Raw genomic sequence first — 20308 nt, 5'->3', positions numbered from 1 at the left:
ATATCACAACACAACAACGCAGGGGTTATTTTGTGAAAGCACTCAGGATTAAATTCATGATGGTTTTAACTGCAATCACGGTTCAATGAATGTTTTCTTAACCCGTTGAGAACGCTTGAAATACGGAACAAGTATCGATGCAGCCAGCAGAGAAATCAGTAAAGTCCTTATTGCCGCGCTGTCGCTTACGGGCGAGAAGGCAAAGGTTTTTAGCGCCAGCAGCACGGTCATCAGCAACCAAATAATATAGTGACGTGGCAGACGGCGTGAGCGCTTGCAGAATATCCAGGTTACCCAAATGCTATAAAGCCAGACAAGGAACGACGTTCCCAGTGACAATGACCACTGCAGCGTAAACGAATGGGCATTATGCAGCAATGCCTGACGCAGTTCCGGGGATACCAGGGCACTTAAATACACCGCCAGTACCAGCGCACTGGTGAGTAAGGTCATGATCAGCCATGCCAGCGGCAGCAAAAGCCAGCCGCCAATACGTATTGGAACAGGTGAAGTGTTGTCGACTGCCATAAATATCCTTGCGGTAAACGTTCAAACCAGTGATGCACGAAATCGGAAGGATTATACGTAAAAACCGGGTTAAAGCGGTAAAGGCTTCAAATTAATATCCAATAATTTCTGACTATTTTACTGGCAGGAGCCCCTGTTTCAGTATGCCGTTGCCGCGCTTTTATGTCTCGTCACATAAAGCGACTGGTCGATTATTCCTTTTCAAATGAGTAATTAGGGTTATTCCTTCTTGTTCTCTTAGCGTCTTTAGTCTTAAATCTGAGGAACAGATGTTCTAACAAGCAAGCGTTAGTGTTGCAACTGAGCCTTTACCGGGCGCGGAATAAATACCGTGGGTATAAAAGAAAATCCTGTGTGATATCAACCCATCAGCAACATAACGTGGGTCGGGCCGCTGATCAGGGTGAACAAGAGGAAATATAATGTCAGATAAAATCCGAGTAGGGCTTGTTGGCTACGGTTTTGCCAGCAAAACATTCCATGCGCCGCTGATTGCCGGAACACCTGAGATGGAGCTGGCTGCAGTTTCCAGCAGTGATGCAGCTAAAGTTCACGCTGACTGGCCTTCGGTTCAGGCCGTGCCCGATCCGCAGGCTCTCTTCGACGATCCCACGATTCAACTGGTGGTTATCCCGACGCCAAATGATACCCATTTTCCGCTGGCCCGGGCCGCATTGAATGCGGGCAAACATGTAGTCGTGGATAAACCGTTTACCGTGACGTTGTCACAGGCTCGTGAGCTGGACGCGCTGGCTAAAGCCAAAGGATTACTGCTCTCTGTCTTCCACAACCGCCGTTGGGACAGTGACTTCCTCACGTTAAAATCACTCCTTGCGGAGGGCTCTTTAGGTGAAGTCCGTTACTTTGAGTCTCATTTTGATCGCTATCGCCCAGAGGTTCGACAGCGCTGGCGTGAAATGAAAGGTGCAGGCAGCGGTATCTGGTTCGATTTGGGGCCGCATCTTATCGATCAGGCTCTGCAACTCTTTGGTTCACCAGTTTATATTAACGTCGATATGGCAGAACTTCGGCCGGGAGCGCAAACCACTGACTATTTCCATGCGGTGTTAACGTATCCACAACGGCGGGTGGTGCTGCATGCCAGTATGTTGGTGGCGGCAGAATCCGCACGCTATCAGGTGCATGGCACCCGTGGAAGTTATGTAAAGTTTGGGCTGGATCCCCAGGAGGACCGACTGAAAGCTGGCGCGCGTCCACCACAGGAAGACTGGGGATACGACATGCGTGATGGTGTGCTAACGCTGGCCGATGGTGATGTGATGCTGGAAAAAGCGTTACTGACCATTCCGGGTAACTATCCCGCCTATTACGCGGGTGTGCGTGATGCCATTAATGGTAAAAGCGCGAATCCGGTTACTGCCGAAGAAGCCATCCAGGTGATGGAGTTGATTGAGCTAGGGCTGCAATCCGCTGAAAAGCGTCAAACGCTGTCGCTCAAGTAACCGGATAATGTGATGGGCTCTTGAGACAGGAGAAGCACAGACGCTTCTCCTTTTTTATTAGCCCCGTAAAACTTTGGCGCGAATTTGCTGTTTTTCAGCATCGCTCAGGAAGGCGATAGCCAGGCCGTTTTCCTGCGCCCGGCGGATCTGCGCGATCGTTAAGCCGGCCTGGGGGGCCGCAACATGATATTCATGCTCAATCTCAATACCTTGTACCGCAGGATCGTCAGTATTGAGGGTCGCCAGAATGCCGTGGTCGAGGAATTTTATCAACGGATGGTGGCTTAAATGCGCTACGGTGCTGGTCTGAATATTCGAGGTTAAGCAGGACTCGATGCCAATGCGGTGCTCGGCCAGGAAATCCATCAGTGCGGGATCTTCCACCGCTTTAACACCATGACCGATACGCTCTGCGCCCAATTCTCGAATCGCCTGCCAGATACTTTCCGGTCCCGCCGCTTCGCCCGCATGCACTGTAATATGTAAACCGGCATCGCGTGCGCGGTTAAAATGGCTGAGGAACTGGCTACCCGGAAAACCGAGCTCGTCGCCGGCAAGATCCAACGCGGTGATGCTCTCACGGTGGGCCAGTAATGCATCCAGCTCGCGTAAGCAAGCCTCTTCACCGAACGTCCGACTCATAATGCCAATCAATCGCACTTCAATATCATGCGCCTGACAACCTGCTTTTATGCCATCAATCACCGCTTCAACGACGCCAGCCACCGGGAGTTTATGTGTCATTGCCATATAGCCGGGAGAAAAACGCAATTCGACATAGTGGATCCCAGCGCTTGCGGCATCCTCAACGTTTTCTTGGGCCACGCGACGGCAGGCATCCAGCGATCCTAACACCTTCACGCCCCAATCAAGTTTTTGCAGAAAGCTAACCAAATCAGGTTCAGTTTGCGTAACCTGTACATGAGGCCGCAGTGCATCCAGGGTATTTGCGGGGAGGCGAAGATTAAACTCGCGGCCTAAATCAAGGATAGTTTGTGCGCGAATATTGCCGTCGAGGTGGCGATGAATATCGGTAAGGGGAAGGGTAGAATCGATCATATCGCACTCTCGTTTGTTGTTAGAAGAAGTGCAGATAAGTATAAAAACAAGTTGCGCAAATAAGCCAGAGAATTGCGCAACTTGCCGGATTAACTGCTGGATAATTAGTCTTTATTTAGTAAAAGTGTTAATCGCAGCAATTAAGCGGTCAAGGCCATCATCCAGTTTACTGCGTGGGCATCCCGCATTCAGGCGTAAAAATCCATCGCCCTCTGTGCCGTAAGTGTAACCCGGCATAATCGCAACTTTTTGTTGTTCAATCAGTACTTGCTGCAATTGACGATCGTCTAACTGTAGCGGACGCAGATCAATCCATGCCAGATAGGTCGCCTGTGGTAGGGCCACGTTCAGCGCCGGGAACGCCCGGTTCAATCGCTCAGCAATATGCAGTAGATTATTGCGCAGATAGTTGCGCAGTGCATCCAGCCATGCCTCGCCGTCACGATAAGCAGCAATATGCGCTGCAACGGCGAGAACGGCGGGGGAAGAGAGCCCGTCAGCACTTTTCAAGGCATAAAACCACTGGTCGCGGTCCTGTTCATCACTGATAAAGCCATAAGCTCCGGTCAGCGCGGGAATATTAAAACTCTTTGAGGCTGAAGTGAAAAGCGCCCAGCGATCGCGTGCCACCTGCATCCACGGCGTATGCGCGACGTCTCCCAACACCATATCCATATGGATTTCATCGCTAATGACCTTGACATGGTGGCGCTGACAGAGCGCGGCCATCTGTTCCAGCTCGGCGCGACGCCATACTTTGCCCGTTGGATTATGTGGATTACACAGCAGCATGACTTTGCATTCATCGCGTGCCAGTAGATGTGCCAGCGCCTCCATATCACATTGCCACTCACCATCCAGACAGATCAGCGGTAGTGCCATCACTTTGCGCTGGTTGCCTTCAATCGTTTTATAGAACGCATCATAAGCGGGGGTATGTATCAAGACGCCATCTCCAGGCGCTGACCAGTGACGTAACATCTGCGCCACCATATAGATCACCGAAGGGCCATAGACGATTTGCTGGCGCTCGACAGCCACGTTAAACCGCTGTTGATACCAGTGCGCGATCGCGTTGAGAAAGTCATCATGCTGCCAGCGGCTGTAACCCAACACACCGTGCGCGATGCGCTTCTGTAGCTCGGTGACAATAACCGGGGCGGTAGGGAAATCCATATCTGAAATAGTAAAGGGCAGCAAATCGGGGTGGCCGAAGCGATCGGCGACAAAATCCCATTGGGTACACCAACTGCCGTGGCGATCGACCATCACATCAAAATTAAACGACATCGTGGTGTATTCTCCATATTTCCCTCTCCCTGTCATAGGGAGAGGGAGGACAAGCGTTTGCTATGCAGAAGCGGTGCCGGACCCCATCAGGGTAGCAATTTCATCTTTTACTGACTGAACCTGAGGACCGATAACCACTTGCAGACTGTGCTGATTCAGATGCACGACACCAATCACCCGATGCGCTTTCAATGCGGCATCATCCACCAGACTCATATCTTTCACCGCCAGACGAAGACGCGTCAGACAATTATCCAGCGAGGTAATATTATCCACGCCGCCCAGGGCTGCGAGGATCGCCGGAGAATTGTAACCTGACTTCCCAACGTTACCTGCGACAGCGGGATTTTTTTCGATGTTCTCGCGTTGGGTTTCAATATCCCGACCGGGGGTTTTGATATTAAAACGCGTAATCGCGAAGCGGAAAATTACATAGTAGCCAACGAACCAGATAGCTGCGACCACGGGCACCCAATACCATTTGGTCGACAGGCCATGCAGAATGCCGAATACGACAAAGTCGATCACGTTACCATCGGTATTACCAATGGTGACGCCTAACACCGCCATGACGGTAAATCCAAGGCCCGTAAGCAGAGCGTGAATCACGTACAGAACCGGAGCGACAAACAGGAACAGGAACTCAATAGGTTCGGTGGTGCCGCCAACTACGCAAGCGACAACGCCGGAAATCAGTAACCCTTTAATTTTATGTCGATTCTCCGGACGGGCGCAGTGATACATGGCTAACGCAGCGCCAGGCAGGCCGCCGAGGAAGGCGGGCATCTTGCCCTGAGAAAGGAAGCGGGTGGCACTTTCGGCAAAACCACTCGACGTCGGGCAGGAGAGCTGCGCCTGGAAAATGGTTAATGCGCCACTGACGCTATGTCCACATACGTCCATGGTGCCGCCCGCATCGGTAAAGCGAATAATGGCGACAAGGATGTGTTGCAGTCCAAACGGTAGCAGCAGACGCTCACCGGTACCAAAGATCATCGGACCAAATTCACCCGCACCGTTAATCATCCAGCCAAGACCACTAATGGCTGCGGCGAACCCTGGCCAGATTAACGGAACGACTAAACCGACTAATCCCATCACCAGGGTGGTAATAATTGGGACGAAGCGGGTACCGCCAAAGAAAGCCAGTGCGTCCGGCAGACGAATGGTGTGAAAACGTTCATGCAGATAAAACACGATGATACCGACGATCACCGCACCGAGAATACCGGTATCAATCGACTGAATCCCCAGAATATTCTGGATGTTATTTGCTTTCAGGATTGCCGCATCTGTGGTTGGCAAAATACCGTTGGCATTTAACCAGAAATTAACGGCCAAGTTTAGCACAGCAAAGCCGACAAAACCGGAAAATGCCGCGACACCTTTATTTTCACGGGCCATACCCAGTGGAATAGCGATAGCAAACATCACGGGCAGATAGCTAAAGGCGAAAGAGCCGACTTTACTCATCCAGGTAAAGATCAGTTGGAGAAGATGATTCCCCAAAAACGGGAGCAGAGTAATCACATCATGGCTGCTTAACGAACTGCCGATACCGAGCATAATGCCGCAGAAAGAGAGTAATGCGACAGGCAGCATAAAGGTTTTCCCCAAACTCTGGAAAAACTCCCATACCGTAATTTTTTGTTTTGAGGCGGACATACAATCTCCTGGCAAAAAAATGCCCAGCACGTGCTGAGGTAAAAACAATGATAAAACGTTTTATCATTCCTGAATGCGCGCTATATCACACTCTTATTTGTTACGAAGGTTTTCATGGGGTTGTTTAAGGTGTAACGTTTTACCTGCATGCGTAAACATACAGGACGGCTACGCAGCACCTTGAAAGTGGCGGAATATGTCTCAGAAAAAAATTACGATTAATGATGTTGCCGATGAAGCCGGTATTTCAGTCACTACGGTCTCACTGGTTCTTTCGGGTAAAGGGCGCATCTCAGCGGCAACCGCCGATCGCGTGAATCAGGCAATTGAAAAATTGGGTTATATACGCAACCGTTCTGCGGCAATGTTGCGCGGTGGCGATAGCGGTGTGATTGGGCTGATTGTGCGTGATATTTGTAACCCGTTTTATGCTGAGATGACGGCAGGCCTGAGTGAAATGCTGGAGAAGCAGGGTAAGGTGCTGTTTCTTACACAGAGCGGCGCGCAAGGTAAAAATATTCAGCGCTGTTTTGATTCACTTATTGCGCAGGGCGTGGAAGGGATCGTCCTCGGCGGGGGCGCGGATAACGCCGTCGAGCTGGTACAAAAAGCGCGTGAGTTTGGCGTTCCGTTGATTTGCGCTTCGCGGGCCAGCAGCCTGGATGAGGCGGATTCAATTCGACCGGATAATATGCACGCGGCCAAGCTTGCAACCGAATATTTGATCAAGCGAGGGCACCACTGCATTGCCTGGTTGGGCGGCTCGGGGTCGTCTCTGACCCGGGCCGAGCGGATTGGTGGTTATTGCACCACGCTGTTGCAATATGGTTTGCCTTTTCGTAGCGAATGGATAGTCGAAAGCGGCAGTCATCAGCGCGACGCTGCTGATTTAACCGAAAAGCTGATCCATCACCATCCCACGATTACCGCTATTCTGTGTCATAACGCATCCGTCGCGCTCGGCTGTTATTTTGGTTTGCAACGCACGGGACGCACCATCGGTAAAGGGGCGCTTGACAGCTATTACGGGCAACAGATGGCGCTGGTGGGTTTTGGTGATGTTCCTGAGGCAGAGCTCACCGATCCGCCACTGACATTTATTACCAGCTCAGCCAGGGAAATCGGTCGTAGTGCCGCCACGCGTCTGCTGGCGCGCATGCACGATCCTGACGGGGATATTCAAAAGCTGATTATGCCGCCTGTTTTGATTGAGCGGGGATCGGCGTAAATTCTCGTTCTGTTAGCTAAGATGTAATAAGGCTGACTGAGGTGCCGCCAGGTAGCAAAACAGGGGAATATCCAGTTCACGGCTAACCAAAGAAAGGGGCAATGTATTGCCCCTTATTACTTATTACGGCGCTGGAATTTGCGGCTGAGGCTGCAAACCACCAAGCATATAGCGTGACATAAACTGTTCGAGCGGCATTTTTTCGCCGTTCATTGTGACCTGACCGGTCGCGTATTGCAGGCTGGTAACAATATTATTGTCCTGCTGGGTGGTTAATTTAAACATCTGCCCCATCGCCGCGACACCTTTTACCTGCTGTTCAGCCAGTTTGGCAGCATCGGGCTGTTGATAGCCTTCGGCCATTGCAACATGCGTCATCAGCTCGGTAGCCATATCCATGGAAATCGTCAGCTTACCCTCCAGCGTTTTCAACACGCGATCGACGGCCTGACCGATATTCTGAGCTTCACCCGTCACGTTGGCAGGATCCTTGAAATTAACGGCCAGATTAAAACTACTTTCGCCCTTATCGTTTTTCCAACTGAGTGGGGCAATACTGATACTGGGATCGCCTTTCAATAAGGTCGGGAGGTTGTCCAGTAGAATCTGGTTCATACCCAGTTGATAACGCTGTGGATCCTCATCGATGCCGGGTTGATTAAGCAGAGCTTGCACCTGTGCATTGTAATTAGTGGAGAAAGCCTTCAGCGCGGCACCATCAAATTTTGACAGTTTCATTGCTAATTTGCCCTGACCAAAGGATTGATTCTGGATCTTCAGGCTATCGACGGTGTAATCGATTTGACCTGACACGGTTTTCTCGTCGGCATCAAAAGTAGATTTACCTTTCAGGCCTGCCACGGTAGCCGCATCCTGACCATTCACGCTGGCCGTCAGTTTCTGCAAATTAATCGTTTGGTCGCCAATGCGGACACCTTGCGGACTCAAACGTGTATTAGCCGTGGCTTCAACGCCATTAAGCGTGAAAAGAACCGGCATATTCATCTGATTCTTTGTGGTAATCGCGAGGCTATCGACGTTGCCATTGAAGCCCACTTTATCTCCTTTGGCATCTGCATCGATCTTCAATGTTCCACCATTCCACGCGAAGCGTTCGCCGCTTTCATTATTTTGATAGTCGATTGGCAACAGTTTAATATCGGAGGCGGTGGCACCGCTGTAGCCAATACGTGTATCCGCCTGAACCGGCGATTCACCTTTAGCCAGTTCAAATAGCCGTTTAACAGGATCGGTATTCGCCAGTTCGGTGTGCACAGAGGCCATGCTTGGGATTAAAATCAATTTTTTCAGCTGAGCGAACGGAAACGGGCCGTGATCGATCTTCTCGTTAAAAACGACACTTTGTCCCGGTTTCAAAAGCGCATTATCTTCAGTCTGTGAACTGGCCTGTAACACAAAACGAGCCGTGCTGCTGAAGACACCGCGTTGATAATCCTGATAGCTGATTTTTAATCGGCTCTCAGGAGCAATGTCGGCAAGCTGCATATTGGCATTTTGTACCAGCTCATCCATGTGTGTTTGCAGTTGTTTACCGGTAAACCAAGCGGCACCGGTCCAAATCACCCCAAGTGCAACAACTACACCAACCGCAATCTTTGTCTTTTTCATCTGAGTTTGTCGTCCTTTTACTAAGTTCATCCGCCAATAATTTCAATCTGGCAGAACCGGCGGAGAATAGAAACGCCCGCGGCATTTCAATGAATGGCTGAATAATCATAGCTGTAATGGGCCGTGTTTGAAATCATAGCGACAGGTAATTGCCCGTTTTTCGGGCCACATTAGCGATAAATGAAAATACTACCGGCTTAAAATCAGTGATAAGGAATGCCTGTTTACCCGATGCTCATAGCGGATTCACGCGTATGCGAACTTGCATAATCCAGGGCAGCGCATGTGTTCTGGTGGCGTATTCCGTGGCGTTGCCGCAGTGTCGATGTTTAAACGCCCACCGGTATTCCGGTGGGACGGCGGGTGATTAAAACTGATGTTTTGCTTTCAGGATCGCGGATGCGCGTTCGCCAATGATGACGCAAGGTGCCATAGTATTGCCGGTCGTTACGCGTGGCATGATCGAACCATCTGCAATACGTAAGTTTTCAATCCCGTACACGCTAAGTTTATTGTCAACCACAGCCATGTCATCACGCCCCATTTTGGCAGTACATGTCTGGTGCCAGTAGGTAACGGCAGAATTACGGATATAGTTTTCCAGCGCCGCTCCGGTGAGGTTGCCAGGCATTGACTCGCCTTTGATCAGTGATGAAAACGCAGTGGCGTTACCCAATTCCCGACAAATTTTGATGCAGTTTATGGCGGCTTTCATATCATCAGGATGTGACAGTGAACGTGCATCAATATTTATCGAATCCAGGGGATTCGCGCTGGTCAGGTACACGCGGCCACGGCTTTTGGGCTGAGCCAGCCCGGCGAACATCGACCAGCCTGCTTCAGGCACACCCAGATGGGCGGTTTCATTACTCGGAACTGGAAATTCAGCCTGACAAAACAGCAGGTCGGGGGCGGTGAGTTCCGGGCTGCTTTTCCAGTAAAGCGTGGCTTCACTGCCACTGTTGCGTGGGGCGATCGGCTCTTTGTATTCCCAGATACAGCCAAAGGAAATATGGTCCTGCAAGCCTTGTCCAACACCCGGGAGATGCTGTACCAACGGAATACCCAGTTTGTTCAGTTCCGCCCGATCGCCGATACCGGAATGCAGCAATACTTTCGGCGTATGTACGGCACCTAAAGACAGAATGACTTCTGCGTTAGCATATACGTGAACAGGGACACCTTGATGTAAAAATTCGACGCCTGTGGTCTTTTTACCCTCAAAAATCAAGCGGGTCACCAGCGAGTCAGTGAGTACGGTGAGATTGGATTGTCCCAGAATCGGATGGGTGTACGCGCGGAAAATGGAGTTGCGTTTACCGTCACGAATCAAAACATCTGTAATTGCACAGCCGCCTTCACCTTCCATCATCAGGCCATTCTGGCTTGAAAATACCGGGATGTTCAGTTCCTGGGCAGCGCTAAGCATAGCGGTCGCGATAGGACTGGGATTGGGGGAGGGTTGGACATATACCGGTCCCCCCGTTCCGCGATATTGGGGATCGGCTGCACCTAGCCAGTTTTCTATATTGCGATAGATAGTTAATACCGAGTCGTAGCCCCATGCATCATCGTCAGCTTCGGAAGCAAAAAAATCCCAATCATTTTTATGTCCGCGCGCCCACACCATCACGTTAATACTGGATCCGCCCCCGAGGACTTTCCCCATGGACATCGGGATCGTTCGGCCATTTAAATGAGGGTTGGCATCAGCCAGAAATTTCCAGTCACGATCGCTGCCCAGGTTCGTTGGCCACAGCGCCGGATCCATCACCGGTGGAACATCATCGCTATGGCCAGCTTCAAGGAGTAAAACTTTTACCTCAGGGTTTTCAGCCAGACGGCGAGCAATAACCGAGCCGGATGAACCTGCACCACAGATGATAAAATCATAATGTGTATCTATGCGCGACGACGGCTGTAAGCCTGCACGTTCAGATGTTGCATCGCGATGGGCGTCTGACATGGGTTATCTTCCTTAAGATGGCGTGGGTTCACGTACCGTTTATCGGATTGAAAAAGCGATATGAGTTTTTTTCTTCATTATTACGCTACGCTGTGGCATCAATAAGCCGATGTCCAAAGCCGCTTTAATTAATCTCCTGCCGCACAGCCTTGTCTAATCGTTAAAAGCAGCTATTGAGATAGCCTGAGGCTATTAACTTTTTACCGGTGGCAGGATGCAAAAGTGTTAAAGGGCGATAGGGGATGGCGGCTCATAACAGCCAGTCCGATTACAGGCTGGCTCAATCGCTCTGTTGCCCGTTACCCTAAGCCCGCCACACGTGCGTGCCGGAAGTATCAATCTCTGCTGATGTTGAGTAACGGGCCGTATTATTATTGATTAAACACGCGGGCTATCCGACCCGTGCCGCTGAGGCTCACCGGTGATTCGCAGGCGGCAATAAAACAGGACTCGCCGGGTTGCAAGATCAGTTGCTGTGCATCTTTGCTGACGATAGCCTGACCTTCAATGCAGAAGAGGATAGCCGCACTCTGTTGCGTTATGCTGACAGGCTGGCTTTCCAGTGTATGAATGGCAAAAGCAAAGTCATCAACCGGGATCGGGAAAGTGCGCATCTGGCCTTGTACCACCGGTTGCATCAGCAGATTTGCATAGGCTTTTGGTTCAAATTTGACATTGGCCAGCAGTTCGGGAATATCAATATATTTGGGTGTCAGCCCAGCCCGCAGCACGTTATCCGAGTTGGCCATCACTTCAAGCGCTACGCCTTTCAGATAGGCGTGTGGTGTTTCGGCAAATAAAAACATGGCTTCGCCAGGCTGCAGTTCGACAACATTCAACAAGAGTGGCGAGAATAACCCACTGTCATTCGGATAAAACTCCGCAATTGCGGCAATAGTTTTCCACGGCTCACCATGCTGGTGGTTAAGCGCGGATTTCAACACTCCCAACGCCAGTGACAGGGATTCATCTTCCAGTGATAGCAGGCTGGCGAACAGTTGCGCCAGGTTATCGCGATTGGCATTTTGCAAAAAATGCGCAATCGCGGGATGGGCACCAGCCACCGGTTGTAGTAGTGAAACGATCTCCTGCAGCTCACGAAATCCGTTCATGGCCTGGAAAGAGGTCAGGGCGTATACCAGTTCAGGTTTGTGGTTAGCGTCTTTATAGTTGCGTTCGGCAGAAGCAATATCGATGCCTGCCGCATTTTCTCTGGCAAAACCGCGTTCCGCAGCTGATTTGCTGGGGTGCACCTGGATAGAGAGTGGCTGATCTGCACACAGGACTTTAAACAAGAAAGGCAGCTCACCAAATTGTGTGGCCACTTCTTTACCCAAAAGTCTGGCTTTATCGCTATCAATTACGCTGCGCAGAGAACGAGCCTGACCGTCAATGTCGACAAAAGAGCTACTTTTAGGGTGCGCGCCCATCCACATCTCAGCCATTGGCTTGTCTTGAGGATTGGCAATGCCATACAGCGCCGTTAAGGCAGTCTTGCTACCCCATGCATAATTTTGCAGCGAATTGGTTAGTTTTTGCATAATTCCTCCCGGGTAAACTAAAGTTAACTGCCGATATTAAAGCAGAAACTCCCGGCAGTGCCCACCGCCCCAAGAAACGAACGCACCCATACTTGACGATCTCAGGGTGATTTTGGCGGTTGAGATGAGAACCTGAAGGGCAGTAAGAACGTATGCGGCGCATAAGGTTAAATCATGGTATGTCTCAGATGACTAACCGCGTTCGATATCCTTATCAGGATGAGAAAAATAACCATTAAAACAACCAGTTGTGATGGAGGAGGTAGTTATGGTAGCCCACCGCATTGAAAAAGATTCAATGGGACCTGTCGATGTACCGGCCGATAAACTTTGGGGCGCGCAAACGCAGCGTTCGCTGGAACACTTTCGTATCTCAACGGAGAAAATGCCGACCGCGCTGGTCCATGCGTTGGCATTGACCAAACGCGCTGCCGCTAAGGTGAATTGCGATTTAAGTTTGTTGCCTGAGGAGCGCGCGGCGGCGATCATCAGTGCTGCCGATGAAGTTCTCGCGGGTCAACACAGCAGTGAGTTTCCCCTTGCGATCTGGCAAACCGGTTCCGGTACGCAAACCAACATGAATATGAATGAAGTGTTGGCTAATCGCGCCAGCGAAATTTTGGGAGGAGAACGCGGTATGTCGCGGCTGGTCCACCCCAATGATGATGTCAATAAGAGCCAAAGCTCAAATGACGTGTTTCCTACGGCGATGCATGTTGCCGCGGTTATCGGCGTTCAGACGCAACTTTTCCCCCAACTGAGCACGCTAAAAAAGACGCTGCAGGAAAAGGCTGAAGCCTATAAAACCATCGTAAAGATTGGCCGCACGCATTTGCAGGATGCTACGCCATTAACGTTGGGGCAGGAAATTTCGGGCTGGGTGGCGATGCTGGAACATAATTTGAAGCACATTGAGCAAACTATTCCGCATTTAGCCGAACTGGCGATGGGGGGGACCGCGGTGGGAACCGGCTTGAACACGCATCCAGAATATGCCGTGCGTGTAGCGAAAGAACTGGCCGAACTGACGCAGCAACCCTTTGTTACCGCACCCAATAAATTCGAAGCGTTGGCAACTTGCGATGCGCTGGTCCATGCTCACGGTGCGCTAAAAGGACTGGCGGCATCATTGATGAAAATCGCGAACGATGTCCGCTGGCTCTCTTCCGGTCCGCGCTGTGGTATCGGGGAAATTGCCATTCCTGAAAACGAGCCGGGCAGTTCAATTATGCCAGGTAAAGTTAACCCAACACAGTGTGAAGCGATGACCATGCTGTGTTGTCAGGTGATGGGGAACGACGTTGCGGTCAATATGGGCGGAGCGTCCGGTAATTTCGAACTGAACGTTTATCGGCCCATGATTATCCATAATTTTCTCCAGTCGCTTCGTCTGCTGGCGGACGGCATGGAGAGTTTTCATCATCATTGTGCGGTAGGTATCCAGCCGAATCGCGATCGCATCACCCAGCTACTCAATGAATCACTCATGTTGGTCACCGCATTGAACACCCACATTGGCTACGATAAGGCAGCAGAAATTGCGAAAAAAGCCCATAAAGAGGGACTGACGCTGAAAGGTGCAGCACTCGAACTCGGGTATTTGACGGAGGAAGAGTTCGATAGCTGGGTTCGTCCGGAAGATATGGTTGGCAGCATGAAATCATAGCGTTGCGGTAAAGGGGATGGAAGACCGTGCGTGGAGGCCCGGGTGGCTTTTCTTCGCAAGCATTTCAAGACTGCAGGGGCCTGCAGTCTTTCCGTTCCGAACTTACCCTGAATCAAACGCGACGGGGGTTGCCGGTTTCCTTACCGAAAGGAGCATACTGTTGACGTAGCGGCAAGCCGTGTTCCTGACGAATACCGTTTTCAGACAGAGGTTCATTAGCGTACTTACCTATACCCACCGCTCGCGACTCCTCCTGTCCGGCTGGCGTCTTAGGATCGTGACGGTCTGAATCCCCACCGGTATATGTCCCCTTCATCATTCGATAGCTGTGTACCAGTTCATGGCCCAGAGATACGAATGCCAGCGCGTTATCCTCCCAGAGCATTGGGACGCCATGTGAATCAACAGCAACAGAGTGGCGTGGGTTCCAGAATACGCTGGCGCATGTTCCCTCTCCTTTCTTTCCTAATGATTGCTTTTGGGCCAGCTGAACCGCTTTCATATTATGTTCTTTATCGTATTCACTCGGATGCATATCAAAGCGTTTGCCCTGAGATTCAGTCAGGAACGGGCCAGCAACTGTGGCAGCCGACGTCACCTTTATTTTAACGTAACGGCCATCGGTGCTGAGATTACGCAGCTCGTCCAGCAGACTTTTACCATTAGGGCGACTATTCAGCTTTTGTAATGCACTTTCAGCGGTTGCGTAGTTTTCCTGACTGTAGTGTTCAATCGTGATATGGGGGGCCACTCGACTGGCAGAAAACGTATTCATATTCTTTCCTCCGTATTGTTTTTCCGTTGTGACATCAGCGCTTCAACATGACGGCGCTGAAGTAAGCGTTTTTCTTCCACTGTTGTTGCCTGACGTCCTTGTGGGACCGCGGGTTGGCACCATCGACCAATCACCGACAATGTCAAAACAAGGCGTTCAAATAAAAAAATGAGAGTGTCGTGGTGCAGCTCATTTAACGGCAAGGAAGTCCAAAGCACCAGTTGCGCGCGCTCTTTGTCTGCGGCAATGATAATGGCGGGCTGTTGTTCGATATTCAGGTTGGCTTGTAATAGTTCAAGCAGCAGAGCCTCACCTGGGTTTTCCGGCAGTGGCAGCATACCCATCATTACCAGATCCCTGTTTTCCGTTAGCTCCAGAAAAACCTCCTGGCCCCCCTCAAGCGTTAACGCATAGTACCCATGAGGGTTTAATTCAATCGCGGGCACGTTCAGCTGTTTAAACAGTGGCTGGAGTTTATGATAGAGCTGTTCAGCAATGGCCATAGTTATCTCTATTTTCTAACCAATATGTGGGGATTATGTGGCTGGTATTCGTAGCAGGTTCCTGAGGTAATTTGTAACAATGTAAAACGGTATTGCTCGCTGAGACGGGGAACCTGAATATCTTCACTGATATGGGAACGATGAAGTGTATGCCCAGGATTAATGCAGGCGGGTTCACTACGCATCAGCCCCTTCAGCAGCGTGAAGAAGGCCTCGTGTGGTCAGAACAAGCGATCGCTAAAGAGATGCAGGCGCGGAATAATGGCAAACAACTTCTCTGCTTGCGGTTTGTGTCGGTGTTTGACGTTATTCACATCATAATTGAGCAGTTCTCCCAAAATGGGAACGGATACGCGATCGGGGCAGAGGACTAGCAGGGGAGAAGGGCACGCGAACTGCGTCTGTTTTTGCTGCTGTTTATCCCAGATACGAGCGATCGGCTGTACTTTCACCGGCCGCTTAATCTTTAGTCTGGCATTTGCAGGCAGCGATTTTATTGCTTCAATCTCCATATAAACTTTCTCTGCCCATTGTTCGCGCGTCCATGGCGCTATTGCACGGCCGGCTTTAATACTTCTTTCCAGCTTTTCCAGAATGTCATTTCGCGTGACGTTTTTAACGATATTCTTGTTAGCCCAGCCAAAGCGTACCGAATCGGGTGCAGCGAGTAGGGTGAGGGCTCGATAGGCGTTAAGCGTGATCAACCCGCGTAAATGTGAATGCACAAACTCAAACCGTGCCTCACTTTCAACCCCGGATTCAACCGTAATGACCTGTTCCAGCCGGGCCTTAATCTGGTTGATGGTTGTAACCTGCTGGCTGAGTTGAGCGGCTTCCTGCGGCGAGGCTTCAAAACAGAGTGCGCCGGGCAAACGTACGGCGGCTTTGGTACTGAGGTTCTCTGATTGATGCTGCATAAACAGGCGGCAATAATGTTGAAGGCCCATTTGCCGGGCTTCTTCTGCCAAATGCTGGGTTACTGCAATGCGTTCAATGGCATCATGCTCTTTGCCTTTCACTATCGGGGGAAGGGAAAACACGCGGGCAGCCAATAAGGGCAGCGAGGACAGCTGCATTTGTAATGTTTCCAGCTCATTTTCCAGTCTAGTGACACAGTGGTTAAGTGCCGCAACGGCGTCGTAGCGATCCATAAGTACTCACATTAGTTACAACATACAATTTAAGCATATCATTAATACCGTGCAAACATCCGCTATAGCGTTCCATTTTTTTAATCAGGAAGAAAGGGCGATCGCTTTATCGCCCATGATGAAGATTACACACTGCGTTTTTTCAGGTGGTAACCGACAAACAGTGCGATTAATAACAGGAAACTAATAAAACACGTGATACCGGACCAGCCGTAATGATGCCAGAACACACCGCCTAATGTACCTGCCACGCTGGACCCCGCATAATAGCTGAAAAGATATAATGAGGAGGCCTGGCCTCTGGCGCGACGCGCACGTAACCCGGTCCAACTGCTGGCCACCGAATGGGCGCCAAAAAAACCTGAGGTGAATAACATCATACCCGGCAGAATTGCCCATATTGAGCTGAAAGCCGTCAACAACAACCCCAACAGCATAATCATGGTAGAAAGCAGCAACACTGGACCGCGACCAAAACGAACTGTCATCGCACCGGCTTTGGGTGAGCTCCAGGACCCCGTCAAATAGACCAACGATAGCAATCCAACCACCGCCTGGCTGAGAAAATAGGGCCCGGCTAACAAGCGATAACCAATATAGTTGAATAGCGTGACGAACGCGCCCATCAACAGAAATCCTTCGGCGAATAACAGCGGCAATCCTGCATCACGCCAGTGAAGTCGGAAATTGATCATCAGACTACGCGGCTTTAGCGAAGCCGGACGAAAATGGCGTGAAGCGGGTAGGATTTTCCAGAACATCAATGCAGATGCCAGAGAAAAACAGCCAATGACCGCCACAGCAACGCGCCAGGAACTGAAATCAGTTATCACACCGCTCAGTAACCGGCCGCTCATGCCACCAATCGAATTGCCGCTGATATACAATCCCATGGAAAAGGCGATCACACTGGGATGAATTTCCTCACTCAGATATGTCATACCAACTGCGGCTACGCCGCTCAACGACAAACCGATCAGCGCACGCATCAGCAGAATACTGTGCCAACTGGTCATCGTTACGGACAATAGGGTAAATATTGACGCCAGCAAGAGTGACGTCACCATGACCGATTTACGGCCAACCGCATCTGAAAGTGGGCCGGTAAACAGCAAGCCTATGGCCATCAGTCCGGTGGCAATGGATAACGACACGCTGCTTTCTGCGGGCGTAATACCGAACTCATGAGACAGCACCGGCATAATCGGTTGCACGCAATAAAGCAGGGCGAACGTCGCCAATCCGGCAGAAAATAGTGAAAGGGTAACGCGCATAAACTGTGGCGTACCACGTTTGATAAAAAGAGTGCTGGCGGGAGGCGCGGAAGATATTCGTCTGACGGCGGCAGGGTCAGACAGCATCGCTGTCTGTGATGAACGCTTCACAACGGGTCCTTGGTAACAAACAAAACGGAACATTTACCATAAGTTAGCTGTATTATGATGTCTAATATATTAATAATCTCAAATGATACTTTAAAAATATGAATATTGAGCTGCGACATTTGCGTTATTTTATCGCCGTTGCCGAAGAACGCCATTTTGGACGTGCAGCGCAGCGCTTAAACATTTCTCAGCCACCGTTAAGCCAACAGATCCAAATACTGGAACAGCATATTGGTGCGCGTTTGCTGGCCAGAACGAACAGGAGCGTCGCGTTGACGGCGGCCGGCCAGCAGTTCCTGATTGATGCCCGCCAGATAATGCTGCACGTCGAACAAGCAGCGAATAAGGCGGCGCGACTACATATGGGTGACGAAGGTGAACTACGCGTTGGCTTCACCTCGTCAGCACCATTTATTGCCGCAGTATCCGATGCGATTTTTGTTTTCCGCCAGCGTTATCCCGAGGTGCATTTGCAGATGCAAGAGCTCAATACGCGTCAACAATTAGAGCCACTCAATGCTGGACGCCTTGATCTGGGCGTAATGCGCAATACGCCTTTACCGGAAACGCTTGACCATCAGCTCATGCTGCGCGAAAAACTTTACGCAATTGTTCACAAAGCTCATCCGCTGGCAAATCAGCAAAGCATATCGGTAACCGCGCTGGCAACAGAACCGTTCATCTTCTTCGATCCACAGGTCGGCACGGCACTTTACACTGAAATCCTTGGCCTCCTGCACCGTTATGCCATCCAGCCTTACATTACCCAGGAAGCGGGGGAGGCCATGACAATTTTAGGGTTAGTCTCTACCGGATTAGGGGTTTCAATTCTGCCGGCGTCTTTTCGTCGCGTACACCTTACAGATGTTGCCTGGATCCCTTTACAGGAGCCTGATGCGTTGTCGGAAGTGTGGTTGGTCTGGTCAAAGCGCTCAGAGCACAGTGCATTAATGAAGAAGATGATGGCCCTGCTACTCGCTGGCTAACGGAGGGAAATTGCTTCATTTCCGCGCGCGCTAAGGTGTTTTATGTGCAGTAAATCACAAATCGAATCAAATATTTGACGGCATCAATGAAGTGTTTCACCATAGCTAAAATGTTTTATTTTGCAGCGCGAAAATAAGCGGGAGCGGGAGTTGTGATAGCGGAAAGTCAGCCTGGCCACATCGATCAGATCAAGCAGACAAATGCTGGTGTGGTTTATCGCCTGATAGATCAGTTTGGACCTATTTCACGCATCGAACTCTCGAAACGCGCTCAGCTTGCGCCCGCCAGCATTACGAAAATAGTGCGGGAAATGCTGGAAGCCCATCTGGTACAGGAAACGGAATTTCAGGAGATGGGAAACCGGGGGCGGCCTGCCGTTGGTCTCATCCTCGACACGCAGGCCTGGCATTATCTCTCCGTACGTATTAGTACCGGCGAAATCACCTTAGCACTGCGCGATCTGAGTAGCCAATTGGTGGTTGAAGAGCAGCTTCTGTTACCGGCGCAAGCCAATGAGGCATTGCTCCCGCGAATTATCAGTGAGATTGATCACTTTTTCATTCGGCATCAAAGTAAGCTTGAGCGCTTAACGGCCATTGCGATCACGCTACCGGGTATTATCAATACGCAAAAAGGCATCGTGCATCGCATGCCTTTTTACGATGTGGTGGATATGCCACTGGGACCTGAGTTGGAAAACCGCACGGGCCTGCCGGTATTTATTCAGCATGATATCTGTGCCTGGACCATGGCAGAGTCGCTGTTTGGCGCTTCCAAAGGGGCGAGGGATATTATACATGTGGTTATCGATCACAACGTAGGCGCTGGCGTTATAACCGGCGGCCGCCTGTTGCATAGCGGTAGCAGTTCGCTGGTTGAAATTGGGCATACTCAGATTGATCCCTATGGTAAGCAGTGTTATTGCGGGAACCATGGCTGTCTTGAAACGGTTGCCAGTACCGGCAGTATGCTGGAGCTGGCCCATCAGCGGCTGGAAACTTCGCCCGCTTCCAGCCTGCATAACCAGCCGTTAACGGTTGATTCACTCTGTGATGCCGCACTGGAGGGGGATCAACTGGCAAAAGACATTATTACCAGCGCAGGACATAGCGTTGGTCGTATTGTGGCTATCATGGTGAATTTGTTTAACCCACAAAAAATACTGATTGGTTCACCGTTAAACCGCGCATCCGATATTCTTTTCCCCGCCATTAGCGCCTGTATTCGCCAGCAATCTCTCCCGGCTTATAGCGGACATATCGCCGTCGAACCCACACAGTACCTAAACCTTGGGACAATGCCTGGTGCGGCGTTGGTCAAAGATGCGATGTACAACGGTTCGCTGCTGGTTAAACTTTTACAAGGTTAGGGCACGTCCGATCCATAAAATATTGCGCTAACGCAATCCTCACGCTTTCCTGTTCCTTTACAATTTCCCGACTGAATACGTTACCAAAAGTTATTAATTTTCG

General features: G+C 50.6%; 16 protein-coding genes. 5 read left to right on the top strand and 11 right to left on the bottom strand.

What is annotated here, in order from left to right; translation table 11 throughout:
- Nucleotides 1–75 precede the first annotated feature (75 nt).
- Nucleotides 76–528 carry a DUF2569 domain-containing protein gene (locus J1C60_RS09490; protein ID WP_128174368.1) on the bottom strand — a complete coding sequence of 151 codons (453 nt, stop codon included), beginning with the start codon at nt 526–528 and terminating at the stop codon, nt 76–78.
- Between the two features lie 422 nt (nt 529–950).
- Between J1C60_RS09490 and J1C60_RS09485 the strand changes: the two genes are divergently transcribed.
- Nucleotides 951–1991: an oxidoreductase gene (locus J1C60_RS09485; RefSeq protein ID WP_128174370.1), complete on the top strand. Its 1041-nt coding sequence runs from the start codon at nt 951–953 to the stop codon at nt 1989–1991.
- Nucleotides 1992–2048: 57 nt separating this feature from the next.
- On the opposite strand, the gene add is transcribed toward J1C60_RS09485, so the two are convergent.
- From add to malX, 3 genes are all read right to left on the bottom strand, one after another.
- Nucleotides 2049–3050 (bottom strand): adenosine deaminase, encoded by a 1002-nt coding sequence (gene add / locus J1C60_RS09480; RefSeq protein WP_128174372.1) that lies wholly within the window; start codon nt 3048–3050, stop codon nt 2049–2051.
- 111 nt (nt 3051–3161) lie between these two features.
- Nucleotides 3162–4340 carry a MalY/PatB family protein gene (locus tag J1C60_RS09475; protein WP_128174374.1) on the bottom strand — a complete coding sequence of 393 codons (1179 nt, stop codon included), beginning with the start codon at nt 4338–4340 and terminating at the stop codon, nt 3162–3164.
- A gap of 60 nt (nt 4341–4400) precedes the next feature.
- Nucleotides 4401–6005, bottom strand: a complete 1605-nt coding sequence (malX, locus tag J1C60_RS09470) for a maltose/glucose-specific PTS transporter subunit IIBC (protein WP_128174376.1) — start codon at nt 6003–6005, stop codon at nt 4401–4403.
- A 196-nt stretch (nt 6006–6201) separates the two neighbouring features.
- Here malX and J1C60_RS09465 point away from each other — a divergent pair, with 196 nt between their 5' ends.
- Nucleotides 6202–7233, top strand: a complete 1032-nt coding sequence (locus tag J1C60_RS09465) for a Mal regulon transcriptional regulator MalI (protein ID WP_128174378.1) — start codon at nt 6202–6204, stop codon at nt 7231–7233.
- Nucleotides 7234–7356: 123 nt separating this feature from the next.
- Here J1C60_RS09465 and J1C60_RS09460 read toward each other — a convergent pair whose 3' ends face one another.
- The 3 genes from J1C60_RS09460 to manA all read right to left on the bottom strand — a co-directional run bounded on the left by J1C60_RS09460 (nt 7357) and on the right by manA (nt 12369).
- Complete coding sequence (locus tag J1C60_RS09460) at nt 7357–8862, bottom strand: YdgA family protein (RefSeq protein ID WP_128174380.1); 1506 nt, start codon at nt 8860–8862, stop codon at nt 7357–7359.
- A gap of 367 nt (nt 8863–9229) precedes the next feature.
- Entirely contained in the window at nt 9230–10828 is a 1599-nt protein-coding gene (locus tag J1C60_RS09455) for a GMC family oxidoreductase (protein WP_128174382.1), read from the bottom strand.
- A gap of 371 nt (nt 10829–11199) precedes the next feature.
- Nucleotides 11200–12369: a mannose-6-phosphate isomerase gene (manA, locus tag J1C60_RS09450; RefSeq protein ID WP_128174384.1), complete on the bottom strand. Its 1170-nt coding sequence runs from the start codon at nt 12367–12369 to the stop codon at nt 11200–11202.
- Nucleotides 12370–12637: 268 nt separating this feature from the next.
- On the opposite strand from manA, the gene fumC reads away from it, so the two are divergent.
- The gene (gene fumC, locus J1C60_RS09445; RefSeq protein ID WP_128174386.1) at nt 12638–14035 is read left to right on the top strand and encodes a class II fumarate hydratase; all 1398 of its coding nucleotides are present in this window, start codon (nt 12638–12640) and stop codon (nt 14033–14035) included.
- A gap of 112 nt (nt 14036–14147) precedes the next feature.
- On the opposite strand, the gene xopG is transcribed toward fumC, so the two are convergent.
- From xopG to J1C60_RS09425, 4 genes are all read right to left on the bottom strand, one after another.
- The gene (xopG, locus tag J1C60_RS09440; protein WP_128174388.1) at nt 14148–14810 is read right to left on the bottom strand and encodes a XopG/HopH/AvrPtoH family type III secretion system effector; all 663 of its coding nucleotides are present in this window, start codon (nt 14808–14810) and stop codon (nt 14148–14150) included.
- Complete coding sequence (locus J1C60_RS09435; protein ID WP_128174390.1) at nt 14807–15313, bottom strand: CesT family type III secretion system chaperone; 507 nt, start codon at nt 15311–15313, stop codon at nt 14807–14809. The genes xopG and J1C60_RS09435 overlap by 4 nt, the downstream gene beginning before the upstream one ends.
- 221 nt (nt 15314–15534) lie before the next feature.
- Complete coding sequence (gene tus / locus J1C60_RS09430) at nt 15535–16464, bottom strand: DNA replication terminus site-binding protein (RefSeq protein WP_128174391.1); 930 nt, start codon at nt 16462–16464, stop codon at nt 15535–15537.
- A gap of 125 nt (nt 16465–16589) precedes the next feature.
- Nucleotides 16590–17849 carry an MFS transporter gene (locus J1C60_RS09425; RefSeq protein WP_128174393.1) on the bottom strand — a complete coding sequence of 420 codons (1260 nt, stop codon included), beginning with the start codon at nt 17847–17849 and terminating at the stop codon, nt 16590–16592.
- 98 nt (nt 17850–17947) lie between these two features.
- Here J1C60_RS09425 and J1C60_RS09420 point away from each other — a divergent pair, with 98 nt between their 5' ends.
- Together J1C60_RS09420 and mlc are read left to right on the top strand one after the other, a co-directional pair.
- Nucleotides 17948–18835: a LysR family transcriptional regulator gene (locus J1C60_RS09420; RefSeq protein WP_128174395.1), complete on the top strand. Its 888-nt coding sequence runs from the start codon at nt 17948–17950 to the stop codon at nt 18833–18835.
- A 152-nt stretch (nt 18836–18987) separates the two neighbouring features.
- The gene (mlc, locus tag J1C60_RS09415) at nt 18988–20205 is read left to right on the top strand and encodes a sugar metabolism global transcriptional regulator Mlc (protein ID WP_128174397.1); all 1218 of its coding nucleotides are present in this window, start codon (nt 18988–18990) and stop codon (nt 20203–20205) included.
- Nucleotides 20206–20308: the final 103 nt, after the last annotated feature.

Source organism: [Pantoea] beijingensis (genome assembly GCF_022647505.1).
GTDB lineage: Bacteria > Pseudomonadota > Gammaproteobacteria > Enterobacterales > Enterobacteriaceae > Erwinia > Erwinia beijingensis.
Note: the sequence above shows the minus strand (reverse complement) of the source record. Positions and strands in the feature narration are given on the sequence as shown.